Source organism: Rhizobium sp. 57MFTsu3.2 (assembly GCF_012932765.1).
Taxonomy (GTDB): domain Bacteria; phylum Pseudomonadota; class Alphaproteobacteria; order Rhizobiales; family Rhizobiaceae; genus Rhizobium; species Rhizobium altiplani.
Genome location: NZ_JDWI01000014.1, coordinates 41865 through 65779 on the forward strand (window position 1 = coordinate 41865; position 23915 = coordinate 65779).

Genomic DNA, 23915 nt, shown 5'->3' on the forward strand with positions numbered 1-23915 from the left:
ACCATATTCAAACGGCAGCCGGCCGGCTTGCGGTTTCGCGGCGCACCGGATTGTTCGTCAGCCAGCCGTGGATTGAATGCACCACGACTGATCCCTCGCCGACACTTGAGGCAACACGCTTCACCGATTGGGCACGGACGTCGCCAACCGCGAATATGCCAGGAACGCTGGTGGCATAGGGCGAATTCCTGGGCGCACCATTGTTGTCGTGCCCGGTGAGGATAAAGCCACGATTGTCGAGTTCGACACAGCCATCCAGCCAGTCGGTGTTCGGGACCGCGCCGATCATCAGAAACAGGTTTGAAATAGGCTGCTCGAACTCGTGTTTACCGTGTTGCAGCCATCGGACGCTGGAAAGGTAGTTTCCGCCGACAAGGGAAGTGATCTGGCTCAGAGTGTGCAGCGTGATCCGTGGTGATAGGGTGATGCGCCCGACAAGATAGTCCGACATGGTGTCAGACAGCCCATCGCCCCGAACGATCAGATGCACGTGACGGGCCGCTGCGGACAGGAAGATTGCGGCCTGCCCGGCGGAATTCCCGCCGCCCACAACCGCGACTTCGGTGCCTTCGCAAAGCTGCGACTCGATCGAGGTGGCCGCGTAGTGAATTCCCTTTCCTTCGAAGCGTGGAGACTCCGGAAGGTCCAATCGGCGGTAGCGCGCGCCGGTTGCGACGACGACTGATCGGCCAAACACCACGTTGCCGGCTTCTAAGTGCACCCGAAACGGGTAGCAGGTGCAATCGAGACGACACGCTGCATCGGCCACGACGAACCGCGCACCAAATTTCTGAGCCTGAATTTGAGCGCGCCTCGCAAGGTCCTGTCCCGAAATACCCATCGGAAATCCGAGGTAGTTCTCGATGCGCGAACTCGTGCTCGCCTGACCGCCGGGGCCAACCGCCTCCAGGACGAGCGTGTCCAGTCCCTCGGATGCTGCGTAGACCGCCGCGGCGAGGCCGGACGGCCCGGCACCAACAACAACCACGTCGTATAAATGTGAGGGGTTCAGGCGCTCCGTGATCCCAAGAGCCTCGGCAAGATCACGGTTGGTTGGTCGAGTGAGCACCTTGACGCCATTGAGAACAACGATCGGCAAGTTGTCGGTATCGGCATGGAAGGATTCCATTGCCGCTCGCGCAACTTCATCGGTGTCGGTGTCCAGGCAGCGATATGGATAGCCGTTCCTTTCGAGAAACGTCTGGATGCGGACCGTATCTCCGGCGCGACAACTACCCACGACCACGGTTCCGCCTTCGGCATGCTCGAGAAGCCTTGCACGTCTGAGGATGAACGAGCGCAGGATGATCTCTCCGATATCCGGTTCGGCGCTGACCAGCCTCAGTAGTGATGGACGGGAAAGACGAATGACGGACGTGGAAACGGTCGCTCTCCCACAAACGAGAACCGCCCGGCCACTCAAGTGATGCAGTTCCCCGGTGAACTGGTTTTCGCGGTGTGTGGCGATAAGCGCATGTCCGCCTTGTCCGTCGCTTTCGAAAACGTCGACAGATCCGTTCAGAATGACGAAGAAATCAACCTCCCGATCGCCGACCTCGTACAGATACGTGCCGCCATCGAAACGATCCTTGCGTCCGAACGGGATAATGCGCTCCACCATATCGGACGTGAGGCGGGGAAACGCCTCACCGGGGATTTCACGAAGCGCGGCGGAAACCGGGCTGCTGATAGTACTGAAGTCAGCTCTGTCGGCCATCGGGAAAAACCTCGGTAAAGCCCGTGTGGTGCGCTTGCTCGGAAAAGCCTACGCTTGCCGGCCGAGGGCGGCCTGCTAAAGGGCGCTTATCATCGCGAAATTCCGGGAACGGCCGGACGCGTACGCGGGTCGAGCGCGACGGCCCTTTTCAAGAACGACGAGGCGATCGGTCGCTTCCCAGGCATGCGAATGACGTTGGGTAGCTGCAACACAGCTCCTGAACGACTGGTGCTGAAGACCCGTTCCCTTCGCACGATGGGCGTTGCTAAGTCGAGCAAGAGAAATGGCATGCCGGATTTCACGCGCATTGACGGCGTTTAGCGTGCGTTGCCAGAATGAGATGTTAGCCTGCATCCAATTCAAAACGACGGACACGCATCGTCCGAACGTTCCGGCTTGTCGGGCGGTTTGCTCGGACGATGCCCTCCCATCGGAAATCCAAGGGACACAAGATGACCAGGCTAATCGCTACCCTTACGCTGGATGACGCCAAACTGATGCTGTCAGCGGCAGAGGCAAAGGCGGCGGAGTTTGCCATTGCCTACAATATCGCCGTAGTCGACGCCGGTGGACATCTGATCGCCTTCGTCCGTCAGGACGACGCGCTGATCGGTAGTATCGATCTGGCCATCAAAAAGGCTGTCACCACAAGGCTCTTCGACAAGAAGACTGACTACCTGGCAAAGCTGGCGCAACCCGGCGAGCCGCTCTTCGGTATTGATCAGAGCAATGACGGCAACGTCGTCATCTTCGGTGGCGGACTTCCTGTCATCCGTGACGGTCGTTTGATCGGCGCCGTTGGCGCAAGCGCCGGATCGGTGGAGCAGGACATTGCTGTCGCCCAAGCCGCCGTGTCGGCCATCGACCTCATGCCCGCAGACTCGCAATTGCTAACTTCAGGAAAGGAGCAAAGACGATGACAACCAATATCGAAGGGAAAGTCGTGCTGATCACCGGAGGTGGGACGGGGCTGGGCGCCGAGACTGCGCAGATGCTTGCTCAAAAGGGGGCGAAGGTCGCAATCGCTGCGCGTCGGCGCGGAAAGCTCGACGAAGTCGCTGCCAGAATTTCCAACTCCGGCGGCAAGGCGAAGGGCTATGAGCTGGACGTCGCCAACAAGGACCAGTTCAACTCGGTCGTGAATGCGGTGGCATCCGACTTCGGAAGGCTGGACGTCCTTATCAACAACGCAGGGCTGATGCCCATCCGCCCGATGGCGGAAGTGAACACGGACGAATGGGACGCAATGATTGACGTCAACCTCAGGGGGACGCTCTACGGTATTGCCGCGGTTCTCCCGATGTTCATCAAACAGGAAGCTGGCCACATCATCAACATCAGCTCTGTTGCGGGCGTCAAGGTTTTCGCACCTGGTGGCACGGTCTACTCCGGCACCAAATTTGCCGTTCGTGCTATCTCTGAAGGGCTGCGCCAGGAGATAGGCAGCAAGATAAGGGTGACCTCGATCGAGCCCGGCGCGGTCGATAGCGACCTCAAGCACACGACCAGCGGCACATCACAGGGCGCGGTCATGGAATTCTACAAGTCGGCAATCCCTGCAAGCTCGGTTGCCAGGGCAATCACCTTCGCCATCGAGCAGCCTGCCGACGTGGACATCAACGAGATCGTGTTGCGGCCGACGGCACAGGAATTCTGATCCGCCGATCAAAGCCGCTACCACACCGCCTTCCACTGATCGCGGCTCTCGATGGAGCGCAGTGCTCCGGGAATGCGCGCCGCAGTTCCCAAGATCTGGTCCGACCCAGACATCAAAAGGAGGAATGACATGGCTTATCAGAGCGTAAATCCTGCGACCGGCAAGGTTCTCAAGACATTCAACAACCACAGCGATGAAGAAATCGAGAGGGCGCTCACGCTGGCACACTCCCTCTACAAGTCGCCATGGTGCAAGGGCGACCGGGGGCCTCGTCTTGAGGTCCTGCGCCGGTTTGCCGAGCTGGCTAACGCGCGCGTCGACGACCTGGCGCGCATTCTTACCCTGGAAATGGGCAAGCGGATCAACGAGGCGCGGACCGAGGTGCGGATAACCGCCGACATCGCCCAGTATTATGCCGACAATGCCGAAGCCTTTCTAGCACGCGAGAAGGTGACCACACCGAAGGGCGAGGCATGGCTGGAGTACCATCCAATCGGCGTCGTCGTTGCTGTCGAGCCCTGGAATTTCCCTTTCTATCAGCTGATCCGCGTCGCGGGACCGAACCTCGCGATCGGCAATCCCGTGCTCGCAAAGCATGCCAGCATGGTTCCGCAGGCTGCGGTGGCCTTCGAGGAGCTTCTTGCAGAGGCGGGTGCACCTGAGGGCGCCTGGACGAACATATTCGCGACGGGAGATCAGATTTCGAAGCTCATCGCCGACTATCGCGTCCAGGGCGTGGCTCTAACAGGTTCCGAGGGCGCTGGCAGTATCGTGGCGGCCAACGCTGGCAAGAACCTCAAGAAATCAGTGATGGAACTCGGCGGGAGCGACGTCTTCGTCGTTCTCGACGATGCCGACCTGGATAAGGCGGTCGCCGCTGGGGTCGAGGCCAGGCTTCGCGGGTGCGGCCAGGTCTGCAATGGTGCGAAGCGCTTCCTCATCCACGAGAAGGTTGCCGACGAATTCACGAAGAAGCTAGCCGACAAGTTCACGAACACGAAGATCGGCGACCCCATGGATGAATCTGTCGGATTGGGGCCGATGTCTTCGATCGGGGCTCGCGACGATATCGCAGGACAGGTCGAGCGCGCAGTGAAGGCCGGGGCCAAGGTGCTGGTTGGTGGGAGCGCAATCGACGGACCGGGGGCCTACTACAAGCCGACCATCCTGACCAATGTGTCTCGAGACAACCCCGCCTATTTCGAGGAGTTCTTCGGCCCCGTGGCGCAGGTCCATGTGATAAAAAACGATGATGAGGTCGTGAGGATCGCAAACGACTCGAATTTTGGCCTTTCGGGGGCGATATTCACTGCTGACGTTGAACGGGCGAAATCCCTAGCGTCGCAGGTCGAGACCGGATCCGTGTGGATCAATACGTCCTCTTTCACTGGGCCGGAGCTTCCGTTCGGCGGGGTCAAGAGATCCGGCTACGGTCGCGAGCTCGCAGGAGCAGGTATCAAGGAGCTGGTAAACCAGAAGATGGTGCTTGTCGCGCACTGAGCCCTGGAGGAACCGAGCCGTCTGGGGGCCATGTCGCATAATGGGCCGCGTACAAGCGGCCCATTATGCATGAGGCTGCTCGAGACAGGAGGACGGAAAACGTTCGCCGTTTCGGCCAACAACGTTGCGCAGTGTCGAATTCGCATCAATTGACAAGCCAATCGCCTGAGCGCGGGCTTAGATGAGTGGGCTCTGCAAGATCTGCAAAAGCATTCGACGAAGATCTACTTACCAAGGCAACGAAAATCCAACACCAAGGGGTAGACGATGGCACTCATGCTCGTCGTGGGTGCTGCTGACGAGGCTTGTGCTTGCTTGAATGTCAAGGCTCATTGCGCGGGAGCCATGCGCGGACTGCCGCGGGTGCGAGGATACGGGATGGTGTTATCGATGGTCGCGAACGAACTAGTTCGCCAGTCGACGGCTTTCCCAAGTCTAGAGACTGTGATACAAATCCTCGGATAATAGAGTCTAGGGTCCGAGTTTTTGTATCAATGCTGGCTTCCATCACGCAACGCCAAATCGCCCGAATCGTGCTCGCTGAATGCGGGATAGCACGTCTCGCGGAACTGCGGAATGCAGGCGTGACGGCGGCTACCATGAGCCGAATGGAACGGGATGGTGAGGTCGTGCGGCTTGCCCGCGGTCTTTATCAACTTCCCGATGCGGAACTCGATGCCAACCACAGTCTGGCGGAGATTGCCAAGCGCGCCCCGAAAGCCGTTGTCTGCCTTGTTTCGGCCCTCGCTTTCCACGGCTTGACGGATCAACTTCCGAGACAAATCTGGCTTGCCATAGGCCGCAAAGACTGGGCCCCGCAACCGGACGGCCCTGCTGTGCGTATCGTGCGTTTCACAGACAGCCTTCTCAATGAAAGCGTCCAGACCCATGTCGTTGAAGGCGTTCCGGTGAAGATTTTTGGAATCGCCAAAACGATTGCCGATTGCTTTCGCTACCGCAACAAGATTGGCCTATCCGTAGCGATAGAGGGGCTGCAGGAGGCGCTGCGGCAACGAAGGGCTACTCCGGGCGAAATCGCTGACCAAGCCGAGCGTGGTGGCGTGGGGACTGTAATCCGTCCGTATATCGAGGCACTGACCGCAAATGGCTAAGGAAATCAGAAACGTCAGCGCCTCGTTGCACACGATCCTGGCGATCTGACGGACGTCCTCACCGAGATTGCCACGTTCCTGATGCCGCACGCTGTTGCGGCTACGAAGCTGGGCAAGTGAGCGGTTTGGTCGCCACCGCCGGATGTGGAGCGATTGCAAGTCGATTGCGTCGACGAAGTAAATAACGTGTCGTCGGTTCGTATCCGCTCAAGACCTTTAAGAATGTTGTGACAGACCTAAAGGTCGTTAGGATGAGCGCGTGGGGTCGCGCCAATACGTCATCAACACGATAGTGGACATAGTGTCGGGGACGGAGCGTGGATGGCTTCGGCCTGGGCTTCGTCATGGAGGATAGTGTCGCCGACCATCTTGCGAGCGGCAGGCTGATCCGGGTGCTCGACGACTGGTGCCCGCCATTTCCGGGCTATCATCTATACTGCCCGAGCAGGCGGCAAACTTCGGCCGCGTTTTCGGTGCTGGTCGAGGCGCTTCGCTACCGCGGCGAATGAGCCTGCAAAGCATGGAACTGGAAAGCAAAATGGAACCGGAAACCAGCGACGAGTTTGAGACGACCTTGAGGCCAGCCACAAAGGCAGACATCGATCTCCTTGGCATGTACGGAGCGGAGCTTGTCTCGATCCACCACGGCTGGGATGAGCGACGCTTTATCGCCGGAGGTCCTAGAACTCCGACGGCCTATTCGAGCCACCTGAGAAGTCAACTCGACAAGCCCGACGTCGTGGTGCTTGTTGCCGAGGTCCATGGAAGGGTCGTCGGATACGTTTATGCGGGTCTTGAGGGATCCGATTATATGTCACTACGTGGGCCGGCTGGCGTCATCCATGACATCTTCGTCGAGGAGCGCCACCGTCGACGAGGAGCCGGTCGAGCGTTGCTGGCGGCAATGGTCGGCGAATTGGGAGGGCGTGGGGCCACGCAGATCGTCTTGTCGACGGCGCATCGCAACGACGCCGGGCAACGTCTCTTCGCGTCTGTGGGTTTTAAGCCAACGATGGTGGAGATGACCCTCCAGCTTTGAACGGCGGCCTCGATTGACAGCAGCTCTTTGATCGGCCCACGTTGGTTCGAACTAAGGGCAAGATTGCAAAACGGCGGTGCCCATTGGATAATTCCGCGACACGCGGGGGGAACATGAGCAGGGCGAATTACACGGATATTGCCCGCGAGGCGGGGGTGGGGACGGCCACCGTCGAGCGAGTGATGAACGGGCGAGGGGGCGTCAGGCCGGAACTGGTCGAGAAGGTCGTTATTGCCGCGCGCAGTCTGGATTATCCGCGTGTCCTTCCCGATACGCATCGCGGCCTGCTGCGGGTTGACGTTTTGATGGTCCGTCCGGAAACCACGTTTTATCGGCGGCTCTCCAAGGCATTCGAACAGATTGCCCACAGCATTGATCCGCTGGTCGTCGTCCACAGGCGCTTCGTCGAGGAAATGAACCCGCAGGAAATCGCTCGCGCAATCACAGCGGCGGACTATCCGCGAGCTGGGCTTATACTCGCCGTCCCCAACAGCCCGCTGGTCAAGGCGGCGGTGGAAGCTGTGGCAGCGCAGGGTATCCCTATCGTCCATGTGGTTACGCGCGCGTCTGAGGATCAGGTCGAATTTGTCGGAATAGACAACTATGCCGCCGGCCGCACGGCGGCCCATTTCATCTGCCGCATGGTTCGGTCGCAGGGACCGGTTGTCGCCCTTTGCCACCCTATCTACCAGGTGCATCGCGATCGGATCCGCGGCTTTTCCGAGTACTTCCGTGATCACCCCGGTTCGATCAACTTCGAGTGGCTCGGCTTTACCCGCGACGAGGAGCGGTTCAGTGCGGAGACCTTGATCATGGCGATGCAGAAGTATTCGAACCTCGTCGGGCTCTATAATGCCGGTGGCGCGAATTCCGCCTTGATCGACGTTCTCCGCCGCAGCGACCGGGGCAGAGACATTCTTTTCGTCGGTCACGAACTGACCGACTACACCCGCACGGCGCTGCGCGACGGTATCATGGACGTGGTGCTGGATCAGGCGCCCGAAGCACAGGCGCAGCGCGCCCTCGATATCGTGCTGCACCGCGTCGGTCTTACGAAGATCGAGCCTGACCGTAACCCCATTCGCTTCATCACGATCACCGCCGAAAGCCTTTGATCTATTTTGATCAATGAAGTCTTCGCAGGTTTCAGTGTCTCCTGCTAGTTTCAAAAGCGGGAGGAGAGCCGGCGTTTCAAGGGAAACGACACGGATTCAGGCGCTTGGCCACTCCTTTCCGTAAAAGGATTTGCCGAAGGAGAGCGCCATGGACGACCTGAAATACGGGACGCGGAACAAGCGAGGCGACTGGGCGCCGAACAAGCCGGTCGAGACTGCGCCGCTGTTCGTCTTTCCCCCAAAGCTGTTGGCAATCGCAAAGTGGCTGCCGCACTATTTCTTCCCCTGGAACGTCATCTTCGCGGCTTCTGCTGTCGCCTATTGGGCTTTGATCATTCCGCCAGTCGAGACGCTGCAGACGTTGAGTGTTGGGTGGGCACTTTGGCTCTATGCGGTCAACGCAGTTTGCGTGTTCCTGTTCTACGGAGCCTTCGAGCTTCATCTCTATGTGTTGAAGCGGCAGGAAAACCGCTTCAAGTACAATGCCAAATTCCCGGCTGATCAGAAGAACAACGTCTTCTGGTTTGATCGCCAGAACCTCGACAACATGTTGCGTACATTCCTGTCGGGCGTGACGATCTGGACGGGCATCGAGGTCGTGATGCTCTGGGCTCATGCCAATGGCTACGCGCCGTGGCTGAGCTTTTCGGAAAATCCGTGGACACTGGCGCTTGTCGCGCTCGTTGTTCCTATCATCCATGAGTTCCACTTCTTCTGCATCCACAGGCTCATCCACACGCCGTTCCTCTACAAGTGGGTGCACTCGGTACACCACAATTCGGTGAATCCGTCGCCCTGGTCGTCGCTGTCGATGCATCCGGTGGAACATCTCCTTTATCTCGGGACCGCGTTTTATCACCTCATTCTGCCGTCAAACCCGATCCTGATGCTCTATCAGCTTCACTATGCGGGCTTCGGCGCAATCCCCGGTCATGTGGGCTTTGACAAGGTGGAAGTGGGTGAAGACAAGCTCGTCGACAGCCACGCCTATGCACATTACCTGCACCACAAGTATTTCGAGGTGAACTACGGCGATGCACTGATCCCGCTCGATAAGTGGTTCGGGACCTGGCATGACGGCTCTGCCGACGGCGAGGCCCGCATGCAGGAACGCTATCGCAAGCGCAAGGAAAGGCTCTCCGCCCGCAAGGCTTCCTCCGAACTGCAGGGAGCCGCCAAATGAGCTGGGTATCCGCATGCAAATTCGAAGACATCGAACAGGAAGGCGCGATCCGCTTTGATCATGAAGGCCGCACCTATGCGATCTACCGCGGACCGGATGACAGCATCTACTGCACGGCCGGTCTCTGCACCCATGAGAAGATCCATCTTGCGGACGGGCTCGTCATGGACTTCGAGGTGGAATGTCCCAAACATTCCGGCGCCTTCGACTATCGGACGGGGGAGGCCATGCGGCTTCCGGCCTGCGAGAACCTCAAGACCTATCCTGCGGAGGTGGTTGATGGAGAGGTTCGAGTGGCCCTCGGTTAGGCCGCGCTTCAGCCAATAGCCCATCGGGCTTCCGGAGTGCAATCGGGGTGATCCGGCACCTTACGGAGGATGACATGAAATCAGTGTGCTTGGCGGCTGCTCTGGCCGCCATGATGGGAAGTGCTGCCTTCGCTGAAACGATCGGCGTCTCGATGCAAAGCTTCGACAATAACTTCCAGACGCTTCTGCGTGAAGGCATCACTGCCCGGGCATCGCAGGTCGATGGTGTCAGCGTGCAGGTGGAAGATGCCCAGACGGACATTTCCAAACAGCTGAACCAGGTCAACAACTTCATAGCCGCCGGTGTCGATGCCATCGTCATGACCCTGACAGACACCTCTGCTGCCCCCGGCATCAGCGAAGCCGCAGAGAAAGCCGGCATTCCTCTGGTCTATCTCAACCTTGAACCCGACAATTCGGGCAAGTTGCCGGAAAAGCAGGCCTATGTCGGTTCGAAGGAAACGGATTCCGGCAGGCTTGGCGCAGAAGCGGCATGTTCGCTTCTGAAGGAGAAGGGAAAGGCCAGCAATGCGCAGGTCTACATTCTGATGGGCGATCTGGCTCACCAGGCCTCGCGCGATCGCACCAACTCCTTCAAGGAAGCGTTGGCGGCCGGAGATTGCAAGGGTGTCACGATTGCGGACGAGCAGTCCGCCGCCTGGAACCGCACGACGGCAATGGACCTGACGACGAACTGGATCACCGCGGGTAAACCGATCGATGTCGTCTTTGCAAATAACGATGAAATGGCCATCGGCGCTGTTCAAGCGTTGAAGGCAGCGGGCGTCTCTATGAACGACGTGATTGTCATCGGTATCGACGCAACCCAGGATGCCCTTGCCGCAATGGCTGCCGGTGACCTTGATGCGACCGTCTTCCAGAACGCAAAGAGCCAGTCAGCAAGTGCAGTGGATTCTGCAGTCGCACTTGCGCGCGGCAAAGCCATCGACAAGCAAGTCTGGGTGCCCTTCGAACTCGTCACGCCGAAGAACATGGCCGACTACACAAATAAGAACTGATCCTTCCGACCGGCGCTTTCATGCGCCGGCCACTTTTCAAGGGGAGAACGCATGAGCGGGATCGTCATTATCGGCGCCGGAGAAGCCGGCACGCGCGCAGCCTTTGCCTTGCGGGAGGCTGAATACGGCGGAGCCATTGCGATGGTCGGCACCGAGCCGAACATGCCTTATGAGCGACCGCCTCTCTCCAAACCACTGGACGGGGCGGTGCAGATGAAAGCGATCTGCTCCGCTGAGGCACTGGACGCTGCCGGCATCGAGTATTTTCCCGGCAGATCGGTGTCTTGGATTGATCCGCACGAGCGGCGCGTCGTTTTGAGCGACGGACAGGCGCTGGCTTATGACAAATTGCTTCTTGCAACCGGCGCGCGCCCCAGGCAGTTGTGCTGCCCCGGCGCGGAACGGGCACTTGATTTCCGGACTTTCTCGGACGCGTCCACGATCTTCTCACGCGTGGAGAGCGCCAGAACCGTCGCCATCATCGGTGGCGGACTGATCGGTATGGAGCTTGCAGCGGTGTTGCGCGGCAAGGGGGTTGCTGTCAACATTATCGAGGCTGCATCAAGGCCGCTCGGTCGCGCCGTGCCGGCACGATTTGCACAAAGCCTGCACGCCCGCCACGTCGAGGAGGGCGCCGGCTTTTATCTCGGGCAGGGCGTTGCTGAAGTCAGATCCGATAGCGTCGTGCTGGCTGATGGTAAGCAGGTTCCCGCCGATATTGTTGTGGCTGCAATTGGCGTCGTGCCGAACGTTGAACTCGCACAAGCAGCGGGGCTTGCGACGGATAACGGCATTCTGACGGACAGCTTTCTGCGCACGAGCGATCGACATATCTTTGCTGCCGGCGACTGTGCCGCAGTAGCCCAGCCGGGAGGTGGCCATGTCCGGTTCGAAAGCTGGCGCAACGCGCGCAACCAGGCGGAGACTGCCGCCCGCAATATGTGCGGTGCGAACGAGACCTTTGCTGCGATGCCCTGGTTCTGGTCGGATCAGTATGATCTCGGCCTGCAGGTCGCTGGCGTGCCGCAGCCGCGGCATCAGATCGTCCTCCGCTCGTTTGACGCGGGTGTGCTTGAATTCTATCTCGAAGACGGCCGCCTCGTTGCTGCCGCAGGACTTGGCACCGGAAACAGCCTTGCCAAGGAAATCAAGCTGGCGGAGCTACTGATCATGGCGGGTGTCAATCCAGATGCTGCTGATTTGGAAGACCCGGCGGTCAATCTGAAGGCCCTTCTCAAAACTGCGCGGGCTGCGTGATGCAGGAGTTGTTGTTCTTTCAGTCGCTCTGGGCCATGGAGCGCCGCCATACCGACGGCCACGAGCGCAGCCTCGAAGAGAACATCGAGATGATTGCGGAGGCGGGCTTCGACGGCATCAGCGCCCACTATACGAAGCGATCGGATGTTGTAGGCCTCAATGAGGCGATCCGGGGCAGGGGGCTGAAGATCGAAGGCGTGTGCTTTCCGCGTTCCGTGGAGGACTTGCGCCTGTCGCTGGAGCTCGCGGCAGAATTTCCGGTCACTCATATCAATTTGCAGCCCGACGTGCGCCTGAGAAGAGTGGAGGATTGCCTACCGCTCCTCGACGGCTGGATGCGGCTTGCGCAGGACGCCGGGATTCCCGTTTTCATCGAAACCCATCGCGACCGGATGACGACGGACTTGTACTTCACGCTCGACCTTCTCGATCGGCGACCGGATCTGCCACTCCTCGCCGACCTCTCGCACTTCCTCGTCGCTCGCGAATTCGCCTTTCCGGTTACGAAGGAAGACGATGCATCCATCCGGCGCATACTTGCCAATGCTCACGCCTTCCACGGCCGTGTCGCCTCGCGTGAACAGGTGCAGATCGAGATCTCCTTCCCGCACCATCGTCCGTGGGTCGATCTCTTCCTGGGTTGGTGGGAGTACGGTTTTCGCGCGTGGCGTGCGCGCGCTTCGGAAGACGCCAAACTGGTCTTTACCTGTGAGCTGGGACCGAAGCCTTACGCGATAACCGGAAGGGATGGTAACGACACGACCGACCGCTGGGCCGAGTCCCTCCTGCTCCGCAAGATGGTGCATGGTCTTTGGAACGCCACCGCGCAGTAGAGCCGTCGCCAAAGGCAGCTAACTTTACCGCCGCGCCGCTGGCCATCACGTGATCTTCGGTGCGTTTAAAGGTGCTGCTCGTTCATGAGTTGACGGCCTGCTTTCCGGAATGCCGAGGCCGCGGCAAATGTCGCGGCCTGGCTGTCGACAGAGGCGGACAAGGGCCAACCGGGGTCTGTCGGGCCTTGGTGCCGATAAACCCTGCTCACAGAAGAGCTAGAGTACATAGCATAATACCACTTTGACGGGAAAGTTTGGCGCATCCGTTCGAAGAGGATGGCTCAGCCTTTAGGTGGGGCAAAGGACGGGGCCCGCAGCTCAGCCTATTCGTCGTCGTTTGGCACCAGAACGTCGAAGACTTCAAGGAGAGCCTCTGCAATGGCGGCTCCGAGTGCGTTTCCGGTCGCAGCGATTGCCGGTTCATCCATATCGCGTGCTGCAATCGCCAAGTTTCCACCTTGCTCGGCGACGATTGCCCGTGCGCGCTCGATTGCCCATTGCGCGAAGTCATTCCGGCTTTCGATCGTAACTGTTTCGGTTTCCATGAGCTTTCTTTAGAGATCCTTCAGATTTATCTGGGAAAGTGCCGCTGCGCGTTGAGTTGTGCGTACGCGCTCGTTAGTCGAAGTATCGGTGAGACGCCCGCCTTGCAAGGCCAATGAGCCAATCCGTGTCGCTCCCGCTTCGCATTACTCGCACCAAGACCGATTTGTAATTGCAATGGTGATAAGTGTGGCAATGGCAGCCAGGCGCCTACAAGTCCGGTGACGTCTGACCCCTTGGCATGTTGCGACGAGGCTTGGTGCAGGACAGGAACAGGTAAGCATCAGGGTCGCCATCAGAGCCAAGACAGTTGGTCTCTTGGCAGCCGCCCGCTGGGGTCGAAAACCTCTACCCGATGGGGCAAGTTCGGTCCCCAGTCCCAGAGCACCAGATTGCGGTCTGACGGATCCGTGCCGGGCGCAAAGCTCGGAACAACAACGCCGGCAATACCCTTGGCCGTAAGCCGGTCGTAGATTGACCAAGAGGACGGCCGGTTGCCGTTCGCAAGCGCGGTCGCCCAGGCGCAGCTCATGTCCTCCAGCGTCACCGAGAATTCCCTCCGGCCCTCATCGGCGGAGAGATCGGCTATATCCTCGCAGTCGATTTCATAAGAGCACAATACACAGGGGTCGATACGGTGAGCGAAACCCTGGTTGGCCTCTTTTATGGCCGTTAAGATGCTCAATCCGAGATAGAGCGCCGGTACGCCCCGGGGATTGAAGCGAGCGCCACGGATCGCCGCACCGTCACCGGACGTCGGTTTGAAAGACCAGCGTGGATCATGGGCTCGGTAGCAGGTTGAGGTAAACCTCACGCAAAGCCACCAACCGCCATGTGATCGAGATAGTCCCTGACCGCCCCGGCCTTGCCGTCCTTGACGAGCGCTTCTGCTGTTCTTCCGCCAAACGCCGGAAGCGGCTGAGCACGGTACCATGCCATGGCTTGTTCTTTGCCACCTGCCCAGTCGCTGACCCGGCTGATGATTTCAAGCATTTCTCGCAGGCGCCCCTGGGCTTTTGCTGCTCCGCTTCGCTCCGCTCGGTAGAGCGTCTCGCGTGATAATCCGGCTGTTTCTGCAAGCTGGCCCCTGGACATCCCAAATCCGTCCGCAACCTGCGAAATGCCAATCTTGCCGGACCTGTCCATGTAGGACAGAATTAAGGGTTCATTTTGAGCGGGTTGCTTGAGAGCCTGGCCCATCGTCTTCTTGCCATATTGGATGTCACATTTTCTGTACAAAATATATGGCATAGCTCGGCTCCATTCAAGGAGGCAAAATACAATAACACGCGGCTGTGGGTACGAATTGGATTCGCCTCCACGGTGTCGGCGTCCGGCTTTCTAACAAACATGGAGGCTGGATGACGTGGCGAGAGTGAGGAAAAGCTCGTGATATGGTCATCGGAGCCGCAGTCATCCCGATGATGTCATGTTGTTGGACGGGCATCGATGTGCCGTATTCCGAGTGTTGTTGGGGAACCGCATGGGCAGAGCCTCCGTTGAAGAGATCACCGTGACTGGAACCGACATCGGTCGATATTCTGCATGGGTGTTGTCACATTGATTTTTTGTCAACCGCGCTGTGATAGTTGCAAGGAATGAGCAAGTCCGCCCCGACTTACGAGAACCATCGATTTCCAATCGAGATTGTCGCGCGTGCGATCTGGCTCTATTTCCGCTTCAATGTCAGCCTGCGTGAAGTCGAAGAGTTGATGCTCGAGCGCGGCGTGGTCGTTTCTTGCGAGACGATCCGCCGCTGGCGCCGTCTGGGCCGCAAACCGCCCTCACATAACGACGTCTGGCATCTCGACGAGCTTGTCGTGAAGGCCAATGGCCAGAAATGTTGGTTATGGAAGCGGATGATCACGGACAAGCTGCGATCCTACAAAGCCGCCGCACGCCAAGTCATGCCGGGCGTCGAGCACCGTTCTCATAAAGGGTTGAACAACCGCGCGGAGAATTCTCATCTGCCCTTCCGAAAACGAGAACGAACGAGGCAAGGTTTCCGGTCGATCGGATCACTGCAGCAATTCGTGTCGATCTTCTCCACCGTCCGTAACCTCTTCGTTCCACACCAGGCAATCCGATCCGCGCCACAGAGCCGAACCCACCGCCGTCGGGCCATGGGGGAATGGAACGCCGTATCGCTTCAAATCGCCTAGAACCGAAACCACGCCCTGCCGTCTCACGAGTTCAAACAATGTCACAGCGCCCACGCGGGCACTCGCGCAAAACTACGGCCGCGACGGCGTGCGGGTGAACGCGGTGGCGCCGGGCTACCACAGGACCGACATGACCAAACCGCTCTGGTCCAACCCCGAGAGCGAGAAGAAGATCGCCGAACGGTCGGCGCTGAAACGCTGGGGCACGACAGACGATCTCGTCGGTCCGATCCTCTACCTTTGCTCACCCGCAGCGGCTTTCATCACCGGCGCGACTCTGCCGGTCGATGGCGGCTACCTCGTTGGATGATAGACGCTTAACAGCGACTTTTGCGAACGGGCCGTATCTTCGGCTGCGGCTACATTGTTTGATAGCGGCTCTGCGGGCCAGTGGATATGAGGTGTGTGATGTTGATGCCGGAAGGCGTGCTGATCGATGGGAAGAGTGGTGCTCTATCCGTGGAAACCGGCCGATACACGAAGCGGCTGAGCGAGCTGCGCGGGCGGCCGACGGAGCCTGGCGCCGTCCCCTGTCGTGGCAATTTCAGGAAAAAACCGTAATGTTCCGCACTCTGACGAACCGAACGAGATCCGCCATTGTCCACCCCCTGCAACTGCTATGTGCTGCGACAGGCCACGCGTCGCGTCACCCAGTTCTACGACCAGACGCTGGCGCCTTCGGGACTCAGGGCGACGCAGTACATGCTGCTGCTCGAAATCGGACGCCTCGGGCCGATCGCCCTCCGGCCGCTCGCGTCCGTCATGATCATGGACCGCGCCACCCTCGGTCACAATCTCCGGCCGCTGGAAGCCCAGGGCTATGTCTCGCTGTCGGTCGGCCAGGATCGCCGGAGCCGCGAGATCGCCCTGACTAAAGCAGGTGGCGATGCGCTGGAAAGTGCAAGACCGCTTTGGGAACGCGCTCAGGCTGGGTTCGAGTCAGCCATCGGCGAAGGCGAGGCGACCGATCTGCGAACGATTTTGAAGAAGGTCGCAGATACAGATTTCACCGCGCGGTGACACGCCATCACCGGCAAATGCCATCGACGTTCGTACACCATACTTGAAATATGGGCATATGCCCATATTATTGAATGCCGCCGAACTTCGGCAAAATAAGATCTGAGGAACGACCGTGTCGGGTACAACGAAATTCCTTGCCATCGGCACTTCGTCGATGACGCCGGAGCAACGAAACCAATATATGTTGAGCGAGGTCGGCGCGACGCTCCAGCTCTACCTCGATGGCAAGATCGATCAGTTCTGGCATCGCTACGATGGAAAAGGTGTCATCTTCGTAATGACGACCCAGACGATCGAAGAGGCCGACAGCCTTTTGAAGCAGCTTCCCCTCGGCATCGCAGGGCTTTTGACTTTCGAGCTGATACCCATCGGGCCTCTTCGTCCGATCGCTTCGCTGCTGGCGGCCGGCCCAAGGTAGATCGGGGCAATATGAAAGCCGTCGCATTGGAGAACCGATGACCGAAATTTCCATGCTCGAGAATCCGATCTGGCATGCACTTAACACCGAGCAGAAAGGCTTCCGTCGTGGCGGGGATCTGGCTGCCTGCTATCACCCCGACGTGTCACGTTTTGCCGGACTTGCCGTAACGTCACCCGAAGCGTTCGACCAGCTTGGGTCAGTCCTCGCTCCCGACGAGCGCGTCGCCTTTTTCACGGCCGCGCCGCTCGAGGTGTCGAGCGGATGGCAGGTCCTGCGAGCTCGTCCGCTCGAGCAGATGGTATGCGAGCGACTACTCATTGACGACCCAGGTCTGGAGCTTCAGCTTGGGACCGACGACGTACCGGACATGCTGGCGCTCGCCGCAGCTACAGAGCCTGGACCGTTCTTTCCTGGCACCATCAGGATGGGGCGTTATTTCGGCGTACGCTCCGAAGACGGCCGGCTAGCGGCTATGGCCGGCGAGCGCATTCGCATGACCTGCCACACGGAAATAAGCGCGGTCTGCACCGATCCGGCGTTTCGTGGCCGTGGCCTGGCGAAGACGTTGGTCGCTGGCCTCACTGCGAGAATCCTTTCGGAAGGATCGCTGGCTTTTCTCCATGTGAAGACCGAGAACGGCGCCAAGGGGCTTTACGAAACTCTCGGTTTTGTCGTCTCGCGTACGGTTCATTTGACTGTCATGGCGCGGCAGCAGTCGCGGGTTGTTTAAGAAGTCCAGACCTGCGATATCGACTTTACGCGAGATCGCGGACACTCGTCGAGGTCATTGCGAGCGCCTGGATCCAGTATTACTATAGAATGGGAATAACAGCCTCCACGGCGTCTTTTCTGGAACTCCATCGACCGCGAACCTGTCCATAAGGTGGTCGATGATCTGCTGCGGGATACTGCCAAAGGCGTTTGAAAGTGGTCATCGATCGCGTTTTCCCCTTGCCGATGCCGCCGACGCGCACAGCGCGTTCTCAACCGACAGGCATTCGGGTGGTTTTTGCTGCGACCGTGACCGCGCGTGCATGTTGTCTTTGGTCCGCGCCCGAGGCGCCGTTTTCCATCCGAATAATTCGAGGTCTGGAAGGAAACGAACATGGGACTATTACAAGACAAGGTCGTGCTTGTTACTGGAGGCACATCGGGCATTGGCCGCGCCAGCGCGATATTGTTTGCACAGGAGGGAGCCAAAGTCGCGATTACCGGCCGTCGCGCGGCGGAGGGCGAAGAAGTCGTCTCCGGGATCTCCGCAACTGGTGGGCAGGCAATGTTCGTCCAGGCCGATCTCGGCGTCATTGAGGGCATTCCGGCCATTATAGCGCAAGTCGTGGCGCAGTATGGCAGGCTGGATTGTGCCTTCAACAATGCCGGAATTACGGGTGGTGGGCCGATCGAAACGCTCGATGAGCAAATATGGGATCGCGTTATCGACACGAACCTGAAGGCCTCCTTCTTCTGTCTCAAGGCGGAGGTCGAACAGATGAAGCGGCAGGGCAGCGGTGGAGCGATTCTGTTCAATGCATCGGTGCTCGCCAATATCGGCGCCGTCGGCACATCCATCTACAGCGCAAGCAAGGGCGGTGTCGTTGCTATGGCGCGGGCGGCTGCGGTGGAACTCGGCCCGGTCGGCATCCGCGTCAATTGCCTCAACCCATCCATCACGCGCACGCCGATGACGTCGGCCCGAATGGTGACGAAAGATGACGGCACGTTTTCGCATCCGCTGGCGGTCGATATCCCGCTTGGAAGATTAGCGGAAGCCGAGGAAATGGCGCGCGTTGCGCTGTTCCTGTTGTCGGATCACGCATCCTACGTCAACGGCCAAGCTCTCGTCGTGGACGGCGGCCAAAGCGCGTTCTGACACCGGAACAACTGGTCTCGACGCGGCTGGCATGACCGTCTCCAATGAAAGAACACAAGGGGCAGAACGCCTTGAACTGGCGGCTTTTCCTTGGGTTCAGTTTCGTTTTGATCGGCATTGAGCCGACCGGCTCAATCTTTCCTTCCGCTGGACAGAGTGTTGCCGTCCTGCGGTTCTCGAACCAATCTCCAATGCGTGACCTGATGCGTTGGCTTCGGTCACAGAGTGATGTTCGGCTCCCGGTTTCCCATTCTCCCTAAGGAGCGCAGCCCAGTCCTACCGGGCTCGCTAGATGATCATCAGGACAACCGGGATATCGTCGACGCGCCTTCCGTGGGGCTGGCACCGCGCGGCTCGTAGGCGCGCTGGTCACGCAGGATCTGGAAGGCGATCGTCAAAAGCTTGCGCGCAACGGCCACGCGCGCCTTGTTTACTCCTCTGAACTTCAGGTGTTCGTATTGGGCGCGCAGCTGCGGATCGGTGACGATGGCGGGTGTCACCGCTTCGACGAAGGCCCAGCGCAGCCACTTGTTGCCCTGCTTGATGATCTTGCCGTGGAAGGTCTTGCCGCCGGAGGAATAGGTCGACGGTACCGCCTTCTGGATTGAGGGCCTCGAAAGGCGCTGCAGGCGACGGTTAGCCCCGGTGGGGAAAAGCGTGACCGAGTGCCAGTCATCGGGTCCAGCCAGCGACCGTCATTTAGCCGACCGCTGCAATCAGGCGGGGCCCATATAAACAAAGCCAGACATGACATTGCCGACCCTCACCCGGCTGCTGCTAGCGTGGCTGCAACCGCCAGGTCCGGATTTCAAAGGGCATGATATCTGCAGGTCCAACACGTTCAATCGGCTCTTCGAGGATGTTCAACGCTCCTGAAGCCTGCCATCCCGATGGCAATGTCAGTGACAGGCGCCCGCGGCGGCCTGCGGGTTCGTAAATCCGCAGGATCAGACCCTTTCCCTCCTCGGTCGGCTTCAATCCCGAGAGGGCGACCGGTATGCCCTCCACGCCGAGAGGCGATAGTGCGCCCACCGAGAGACCGCTTGCCTCGATGGTAACGAGTGGCTGATTGAGATCGATCGCCTCTTGCAAAACGCCTCCTTCATGCCATGCGCCCTCATGCGGCATCAGTGCATAGGTGAAGCTTTGCTCGCCTTCGTCGGCAAGTGGATCGGGATAGATCGGTGAACGCACCAGGCTCATACCGATGACATTACCGCGCGCGCTGTGTCCGTATTTGGCGTTGTTGAGCAAAGCGACGCCAAAGCCCGGTTCGCTCAGATCGACAAAACGATGCGCGGCAGCCTCGAACATGGCCTGTTCCCAAGACGTGTTCGTATGCGTTTGCCTCTCGACGACGCCGTAAGCGCACTCGAAGTTGGCGGTGCGTGAGGCCACAGCGACCGGGTTCAGCGTTCTCAAAAGCGTACGCCGGTCATGCCAGTCGATCGTCATCTCGACGTCAAGCCGGCGCGCATTGGCCGTCAGCACATAGAGCTGAGTGACCGTTGAGTTTCGGTACCGGTAGGCGACACGGATCGCGGCACGGTGCGGTCCCTGTTCGACAAGCGTAATGCTCTCAGGCTTATCGAGGCGGACAGCCTTTTCAGCATAGTCGGCGTCAACGTCCCAGGCATCCCAATTGCGGGGCTTGTCGGCCGGATAGACCCATAGCTGATTTGCCGTGCCATCTATCGCTTCCCTTCCCGATGCCTTGTGGACGAGGCTTGAAACGGCTCCATCCTTGCCGATGACGACCGACAGATGCTCGTTTTCGAGGCTGTGCGCGGTGGATTTCAACATGCCGGCGGGCCTGAGCGTCTTGCGATCAAAAACTGCGACGGAAAGAGGCGCGACTTGATCGGCGCATGACAGGACCGTTCCGTCGGCGAGCTTTGCAGCAAGTGGCCGCGGCGCAAGTGACGGGTTAACCGCAATCAACGCGTCCGACACTCCACCTGCCGGAAGATTGGCCGACAGCGACTTGAGAGCCTTTGCCTGCTCCAGCCTGGCATTGTGTATAACCCCGTCGAGCTCTTGTTCGGCATCGATATAGACTTCGCGTATGCTCGAGCCTGGCAGGATGTCATGAAACTCGTTCTTCAGGACGACGCGCCAGTCCGGCTCGAGGCTTTGAGGTCTGTCGGCGCCCAAAAGATGAGCGAGTGAGGCGAGTGTCTCTGCTGTTATCAGCGCCCGTTCTGCTTGGCGGTGCTTGCGCTTGACGCCGCTTTGCGATGTCAGCGTGGCGCGGTGGAGCTCGAGGTAGATTTCCCCATCCCAGACCGGAAGGTCCTTTTCTGCCGCAACCCGGTGCGCCATTTCGTAATAGCCCTTCACCGTGCCCCAGCGCGCCGTGGGGATTGCAGGGAAGTCACGCAGTTGCACTTCGCGTTCGACCATCTCCGGGGTAACACCGCCACCGCCATCGCCGTAGCCGACCGCCAGCAGTGACGTGTCGTGCTGCGTCTTGCCGCGGAAATTCTTCCACGTCGGCACGAAGCAGTCCGGCTGCACGAAACCATTATAGCCCTGCATGGGGTTGTCGAAGGTATGGGTCAGTACCTTGCTTCCATCCAGCCCCTTCCACCAGAAAAGATCAGACGGAATATGATTGGTCTCGCTCCAGTTCACCTTGATCGTGAAGAAGCTGTCGATACCTCCAAGCCGCAAGATCTGTGGCAATGCCCCTGAAAAGCCGAAGCAATCTGGCAGCCAGCAAACAGTGTGGCGCAAGCCGAATTGCTTCTCGAAATAGCGCTGCCCATAAAGCACCTGCCGTACAAGGCTTTCGCCGGTTGGCATGTTGGTGTCGGGTTCGACCCACATGCCGCCAACAGTTTCCCACTTGCCGACGGCGACCTTCTTCTTGATGCGCTCGAGAAGCTCGGGATCATCTTCCTCCATCTGCGCGTAATAGTGAGCAGTCGATTGATTGAACCGGAAGTCGTCCGACCGCTCCATCAGCGAAAGCGCGGTATTGAAAGTGCGGCGCATCTTCCGACGCGTCTCGCCGTAGGGCCAAAGCCAGGCGAGGTCTATATGAGCATGGCCGGTCAGTAGCAATTCGCCGTTCGGCGGAAAACGTGTCTGAAGCTCCTTCAGTCGGGTAATCAGCGCATCGAAAGCCGTAGCTGCCAAAGCGCTCTGCGCCTCACTCAAACCGGCCGGATTTACCTGAAGCTCCGGCAGCTCCCAGATCTTCTGCTGCATGACCGCATCGGATGTGCGCGAAATATAGGATGATGTGTCCGAAGGCCAGTCGAGGCTGCCAAGCGCCCGTTCGGCCGCATCAATCATGTGCGGCACCACCTCGTGGGTTTCGAGTGCGTCTGCGGCCTCGCCGATTTGCCGCAATAGAAGGTGAAGCTTGTGGACCGGTTCATCCAGCCAGATCAGCCGCGCCTTATTGAGCCGCGGTGCCCGGTTCGGCTCTCCAAAGGGAAAGCGCGCGACGCTCTCCGTGGTAATCGAAAACTCCCTGCCTTTGATCGGGAACTCCTGATGATAGGGATCGAGCCCGAATGTCTCGGTCTGGCCGCCAGAATAATGCAACGTGATCAAGCTCTCACCACCGAGATCGAGCTGCAGGCGGGTCTCGTCGATTGGCCAGTCGCGCGGCGCGCTCACCGATGTCGCGAAATGAACCGTCCCCCTGCGGTGTGGCCAATCCTGATGATGAGCAATCGGCTCGCCCTCAAAGGTCCAGCCGTCGATCAGGACGCTTTGCCTGTCGCGCCAGTGGGCGAGCTCGGCTGTACGGACCTTCAGACGATCAAGGCGTTGGGCAATCGTGAGAGACATGGCGGGTCCTATCGGAAAAGAAGCAACTGTGGGCGGGGAGAACACGTGGTCGCGCGATTGGGCCGCTGGCATCCGCGTCCCGTCTCCTCCAACCGAGGCGCGTTGCAGCGCTTAGATTAAGTAACTTTGTTTTCCCGTCAAGCGCACAAGAAATAAGTTGCGAGAGTTTTCCTTGTGATACACAAGCATTCAGGTGCTTGGGGAAGACAGTTATGCGGTATCTTCGTTCTGGGCCGCGACGACGCCAACCAGATGAATCGGCCGTTTCGCGGGGAAAAACAATTGGTTTGCGGTCGGGAGAAATCGCAGACAGAAATATCCGCGTCATCCTTGAGGCAATCCGCCGGCACGGTCCATTGACCCGCATGGAGCTCGGCCAGCACTCCGGGCTCACAGGCCCGGGTATCACCAATATTCTGCGCCGCCTCGCCGACGAGGGTCTGGTGACATCGCACCGGCGAAGCGGCGCAGGTAGTGGTGCAACCGCCACCGAATTTGCGTTACGCCCGGATGGCGCATTTTCAATCGGCGTCAGGGTCCGCCAAAGCAGAGGCGAAGCCGTCCTTATCGATCTCAGCGGCCAGGTCCGTGACCGCCAATATTTTCCGCTCGTACCGACAGCAAGAGTTCCGTCGATCCTTTCAGCCACGCAGACCATGATGGGTCGGCATGCCGGCCTGCCGATCATTGGCATGGGGATAGGGTCAAATGATTGGACTTCGCAAGAAAGCGCTGAGCTCGACGCGGCATCGATCGTTGTTCGCAGCCATGTGGAAAATGAGTGCACGGCAAGCCTCCTTGCCGAGCGCACCATTGGCGCGCCTGCCCCCGAAGGTGGACTGGCGATGATCATCATCGACGAAGATGTGCAGGCCGGGTTCCTCGTTCGCGGCGTTCCTTATTCAGGCATGCATGGACGCGCAGGCAGCATCGGCGAGATGCTGACCGGCCCCGACAATGTCCAGCTGAACACAGTGGTCGGCTTCGGCGCCCTGCGCGCACTCGTCAGTGATGACGAGTTCAAGTGCCTTATCGCGGGCGAGGAGGCGTCTTCCCCTCAGTTGACCCAGTGGATCCGCGACGCCGCAAGCCACCTGCTCGACCCGATCATTGCGATTGCAGGCTTCATCGCGCCGAGCACCATCATGATCGGCGGCGACCTTCCGCGAGGCGCCATCGAGGCGCTGATTCACCAGCTCTCCGTCGAACGCCGTGACACATCCAAAAGGCCCTTCCTGACGCCATGGATTTCGCCGATGAAACCCGCAAGCTTCAGTGGCGGCGGCGTTGCGTTGGGGGCGGCACTGCTTCCCTTTCTCAACACCTTGCTGCCGCCGGTTTCCGTCTGACAC

At 59.3% G+C, this 23915-nt stretch carries 23 protein-coding genes and 3 pseudogenes; 20 read left to right on the plus strand and 6 right to left on the minus strand.

Annotation, left to right across the window (positions count from 1 at the left end):
* Positions 1 to 7: 7 nt before the first annotated feature.
* Positions 8 to 1717, minus strand: coding sequence for a cyclic nucleotide-binding domain-containing thioredoxin-disulfide reductase (locus tag AF71_RS16210; RefSeq protein ID WP_169682132.1), 1710 nt, complete (start codon positions 1715 to 1717; stop codon positions 8 to 10).
* A gap of 54 nt (positions 1718 to 1771) precedes the next feature.
* Between AF71_RS16210 and AF71_RS16215 the strand changes: the two genes are divergently transcribed.
* From AF71_RS16215 to AF71_RS16275, 13 genes and pseudogenes are all read left to right on the plus strand, one after another.
* On the plus strand, positions 1772 to 2038 hold the full coding sequence (locus AF71_RS16215; protein ID WP_169682133.1) for a hypothetical protein: 267 nt from the start codon (positions 1772 to 1774) through the stop codon (positions 2036 to 2038).
* Between the two features lie 131 nt (positions 2039 to 2169).
* Positions 2170 to 2637, plus strand: a complete 468-nt coding sequence (locus AF71_RS16220) for a heme-binding protein (protein WP_169682134.1) — start codon at positions 2170 to 2172, stop codon at positions 2635 to 2637.
* Positions 2634 to 3374, plus strand: a complete 741-nt coding sequence (locus AF71_RS16225) for an SDR family oxidoreductase (RefSeq protein ID WP_169682135.1) — start codon at positions 2634 to 2636, stop codon at positions 3372 to 3374. Before AF71_RS16220 ends, AF71_RS16225 begins: the two co-directional genes overlap by 4 nt.
* Positions 3375 to 3503: 129 nt before the next feature.
* Entirely contained in the window at positions 3504 to 4874 is a 1371-nt protein-coding gene (locus AF71_RS16230) for an NAD-dependent succinate-semialdehyde dehydrogenase (RefSeq protein ID WP_169682136.1), read from the plus strand.
* A gap of 494 nt (positions 4875 to 5368) precedes the next feature.
* The gene (locus AF71_RS16235) at positions 5369 to 5986 is read left to right on the plus strand and encodes a type IV toxin-antitoxin system AbiEi family antitoxin domain-containing protein (RefSeq protein ID WP_169682137.1); all 618 of its coding nucleotides are present in this window, start codon (positions 5369 to 5371) and stop codon (positions 5984 to 5986) included.
* Between the two features lie 314 nt (positions 5987 to 6300).
* A pseudogene (locus AF71_RS16240) lies at positions 6301 to 6495 on the plus strand (LysR substrate-binding domain-containing protein); the annotation flags it as partial.
* A gap of 29 nt (positions 6496 to 6524) precedes the next feature.
* Positions 6525 to 7025, plus strand: a complete 501-nt coding sequence (locus tag AF71_RS16245) for a GNAT family N-acetyltransferase (protein ID WP_246733698.1) — start codon at positions 6525 to 6527, stop codon at positions 7023 to 7025.
* Positions 7026 to 7138: 113 nt separating this feature from the next.
* Positions 7139 to 8140 (plus strand): LacI family DNA-binding transcriptional regulator, encoded by a 1002-nt coding sequence (locus tag AF71_RS16250; RefSeq protein WP_169682140.1) that lies wholly within the window; start codon positions 7139 to 7141, stop codon positions 8138 to 8140.
* 148 nt (positions 8141 to 8288) lie between these two features.
* Positions 8289 to 9323 (plus strand): sterol desaturase family protein, encoded by a 1035-nt coding sequence (locus AF71_RS16255; protein WP_169682141.1) that lies wholly within the window; start codon positions 8289 to 8291, stop codon positions 9321 to 9323.
* Positions 9320 to 9631 carry a MocE family 2Fe-2S type ferredoxin gene (locus AF71_RS16260; protein WP_018857947.1) on the plus strand — a complete coding sequence of 104 codons (312 nt, stop codon included), beginning with the start codon at positions 9320 to 9322 and terminating at the stop codon, positions 9629 to 9631. The genes AF71_RS16255 and AF71_RS16260 overlap by 4 nt, the downstream gene beginning before the upstream one ends.
* A 74-nt stretch (positions 9632 to 9705) precedes the next feature.
* Complete coding sequence (locus tag AF71_RS16265) at positions 9706 to 10650, plus strand: substrate-binding domain-containing protein (RefSeq protein ID WP_169682142.1); 945 nt, start codon at positions 9706 to 9708, stop codon at positions 10648 to 10650.
* 51 nt (positions 10651 to 10701) lie between these two features.
* The gene (locus AF71_RS16270) at positions 10702 to 11907 is read left to right on the plus strand and encodes an FAD-dependent oxidoreductase (RefSeq protein WP_169682143.1); all 1206 of its coding nucleotides are present in this window, start codon (positions 10702 to 10704) and stop codon (positions 11905 to 11907) included.
* Positions 11907 to 12740 carry a sugar phosphate isomerase/epimerase gene (locus AF71_RS16275; RefSeq protein ID WP_210258289.1) on the plus strand — a complete coding sequence of 278 codons (834 nt, stop codon included), beginning with the start codon at positions 11907 to 11909 and terminating at the stop codon, positions 12738 to 12740. The genes AF71_RS16270 and AF71_RS16275 overlap by 1 nt, the downstream gene beginning before the upstream one ends.
* A gap of 323 nt (positions 12741 to 13063) precedes the next feature.
* Here the strand turns inward: AF71_RS16275 and AF71_RS16280 are convergent, their stop codons facing one another.
* From AF71_RS16280 to AF71_RS16290, 3 genes are all read right to left on the minus strand, one after another.
* Positions 13064 to 13285: a hypothetical protein gene (locus AF71_RS16280; RefSeq protein ID WP_018857951.1), complete on the minus strand. Its 222-nt coding sequence runs from the start codon at positions 13283 to 13285 to the stop codon at positions 13064 to 13066.
* A 293-nt stretch (positions 13286 to 13578) separates the two neighbouring features.
* Entirely contained in the window at positions 13579 to 14097 is a 519-nt protein-coding gene (locus AF71_RS16285) for an RES family NAD+ phosphorylase (RefSeq protein ID WP_062369760.1), read from the minus strand.
* A complete protein-coding gene (locus tag AF71_RS16290) occupies positions 14094 to 14483 on the minus strand; it encodes an antitoxin Xre/MbcA/ParS toxin-binding domain-containing protein (protein ID WP_169682222.1) in 390 nt (129 codons plus the stop codon). Before AF71_RS16290 ends, AF71_RS16285 begins: the two co-directional genes overlap by 4 nt.
* 398 nt (positions 14484 to 14881) lie before the next feature.
* Between AF71_RS16290 and AF71_RS16295 the strand changes: the two genes are divergently transcribed.
* The 6 genes and pseudogenes from AF71_RS16295 (at position 14882) to AF71_RS16320 (ending at position 18759) form a co-directional block, all read left to right on the plus strand.
* Positions 14882 to 15445, plus strand: coding sequence for a DDE-type integrase/transposase/recombinase (locus AF71_RS16295; protein ID WP_169682145.1), 564 nt, complete (start codon positions 14882 to 14884; stop codon positions 15443 to 15445).
* 52 nt (positions 15446 to 15497) lie between these two features.
* A pseudogene (locus tag AF71_RS16300) lies at positions 15498 to 15755 on the plus strand (SDR family oxidoreductase); the annotation flags it as partial.
* 287 nt (positions 15756 to 16042) lie between these two features.
* Positions 16043 to 16465, plus strand: a complete 423-nt coding sequence (locus AF71_RS16305) for a MarR family winged helix-turn-helix transcriptional regulator (protein ID WP_169682146.1) — start codon at positions 16043 to 16045, stop codon at positions 16463 to 16465.
* A 115-nt stretch (positions 16466 to 16580) separates the two neighbouring features.
* Positions 16581 to 16886 carry a hypothetical protein gene (locus tag AF71_RS16310; RefSeq protein ID WP_169682147.1) on the plus strand — a complete coding sequence of 102 codons (306 nt, stop codon included), beginning with the start codon at positions 16581 to 16583 and terminating at the stop codon, positions 16884 to 16886.
* Between the two features lie 37 nt (positions 16887 to 16923).
* Positions 16924 to 17619: a GNAT family N-acetyltransferase gene (locus AF71_RS16315; RefSeq protein WP_169682148.1), complete on the plus strand. Its 696-nt coding sequence runs from the start codon at positions 16924 to 16926 to the stop codon at positions 17617 to 17619.
* A gap of 375 nt (positions 17620 to 17994) precedes the next feature.
* A complete protein-coding gene (locus AF71_RS16320; RefSeq protein ID WP_169682149.1) occupies positions 17995 to 18759 on the plus strand; it encodes an SDR family NAD(P)-dependent oxidoreductase in 765 nt (254 codons plus the stop codon).
* 299 nt (positions 18760 to 19058) lie between these two features.
* Here AF71_RS16320 and AF71_RS16325 read toward each other — a convergent pair.
* Positions 19059 to 19352, minus strand: a pseudogene (locus AF71_RS16325) (transposase); the annotation flags it as partial.
* 184 nt (positions 19353 to 19536) lie between these two features.
* A complete protein-coding gene (locus tag AF71_RS16330; protein ID WP_169682151.1) occupies positions 19537 to 22563 on the minus strand; it encodes a glycoside hydrolase family 38 C-terminal domain-containing protein in 3027 nt (1008 codons plus the stop codon).
* 212 nt (positions 22564 to 22775) lie between these two features.
* On the opposite strand from AF71_RS16330, the gene AF71_RS16335 reads away from it, so the two are divergent.
* Positions 22776 to 23912 carry an ROK family transcriptional regulator gene (locus tag AF71_RS16335; RefSeq protein WP_169682153.1) on the plus strand — a complete coding sequence of 379 codons (1137 nt, stop codon included), beginning with the start codon at positions 22776 to 22778 and terminating at the stop codon, positions 23910 to 23912.
* The last annotated feature ends 3 nt before the right edge of the window (positions 23913 to 23915 follow it).

Excerpts from the sequence above, each read along its gene's own strand:
- AF71_RS16210 (WP_169682132.1), bottom strand. The coding sequence starts at position 1,717 with ATGGCCGACAGAGCTGACTTCAGTACTATCAGCAGCCCGGTTTCCGCC.
- AF71_RS16220 (WP_169682134.1), top strand. The coding sequence starts at position 2,170 with ATGACCAGGCTAATCGCTACCCTTACGCTGGATGACGCCAAACTGATG.
- AF71_RS16225 (WP_169682135.1), top strand. The coding sequence starts at position 2,634 with ATGACAACCAATATCGAAGGGAAAGTCGTGCTGATCACCGGAGGTGGG.
- AF71_RS16230 (WP_169682136.1), top strand. The coding sequence starts at position 3,504 with ATGGCTTATCAGAGCGTAAATCCTGCGACCGGCAAGGTTCTCAAGACA.
- AF71_RS16235 (WP_169682137.1), top strand. The coding sequence starts at position 5,369 with ATGCTGGCTTCCATCACGCAACGCCAAATCGCCCGAATCGTGCTCGCT.
- AF71_RS16245 (WP_246733698.1), top strand. The coding sequence starts at position 6,525 with ATGGAACCGGAAACCAGCGACGAGTTTGAGACGACCTTGAGGCCAGCC.
- AF71_RS16250 (WP_169682140.1), top strand. The coding sequence starts at position 7,139 with ATGAGCAGGGCGAATTACACGGATATTGCCCGCGAGGCGGGGGTGGGG.
- AF71_RS16255 (WP_169682141.1), top strand. The coding sequence starts at position 8,289 with ATGGACGACCTGAAATACGGGACGCGGAACAAGCGAGGCGACTGGGCG.
- AF71_RS16260 (WP_018857947.1), top strand. The coding sequence starts at position 9,320 with ATGAGCTGGGTATCCGCATGCAAATTCGAAGACATCGAACAGGAAGGC.
- AF71_RS16265 (WP_169682142.1), top strand. The coding sequence starts at position 9,706 with ATGAAATCAGTGTGCTTGGCGGCTGCTCTGGCCGCCATGATGGGAAGT.
- AF71_RS16270 (WP_169682143.1), top strand. The coding sequence starts at position 10,702 with ATGAGCGGGATCGTCATTATCGGCGCCGGAGAAGCCGGCACGCGCGCA.
- AF71_RS16275 (WP_210258289.1), top strand. The coding sequence starts at position 11,907 with ATGCAGGAGTTGTTGTTCTTTCAGTCGCTCTGGGCCATGGAGCGCCGC.
- AF71_RS16280 (WP_018857951.1), bottom strand. The coding sequence starts at position 13,285 with ATGGAAACCGAAACAGTTACGATCGAAAGCCGGAATGACTTCGCGCAA.
- AF71_RS16290 (WP_169682222.1), bottom strand. The coding sequence starts at position 14,483 with ATGGGCCAGGCTCTCAAGCAACCCGCTCAAAATGAACCCTTAATTCTG.
- AF71_RS16295 (WP_169682145.1), top strand. The coding sequence starts at position 14,882 with ATGAGCAAGTCCGCCCCGACTTACGAGAACCATCGATTTCCAATCGAG.
- AF71_RS16315 (WP_169682148.1), top strand. The coding sequence starts at position 16,924 with ATGACCGAAATTTCCATGCTCGAGAATCCGATCTGGCATGCACTTAAC.
- AF71_RS16320 (WP_169682149.1), top strand. The coding sequence starts at position 17,995 with ATGGGACTATTACAAGACAAGGTCGTGCTTGTTACTGGAGGCACATCG.
- AF71_RS16330 (WP_169682151.1), bottom strand. The coding sequence starts at position 22,563 with ATGTCTCTCACGATTGCCCAACGCCTTGATCGTCTGAAGGTCCGTACA.
- AF71_RS16335 (WP_169682153.1), top strand. The coding sequence starts at position 22,776 with ATGCGGTATCTTCGTTCTGGGCCGCGACGACGCCAACCAGATGAATCG.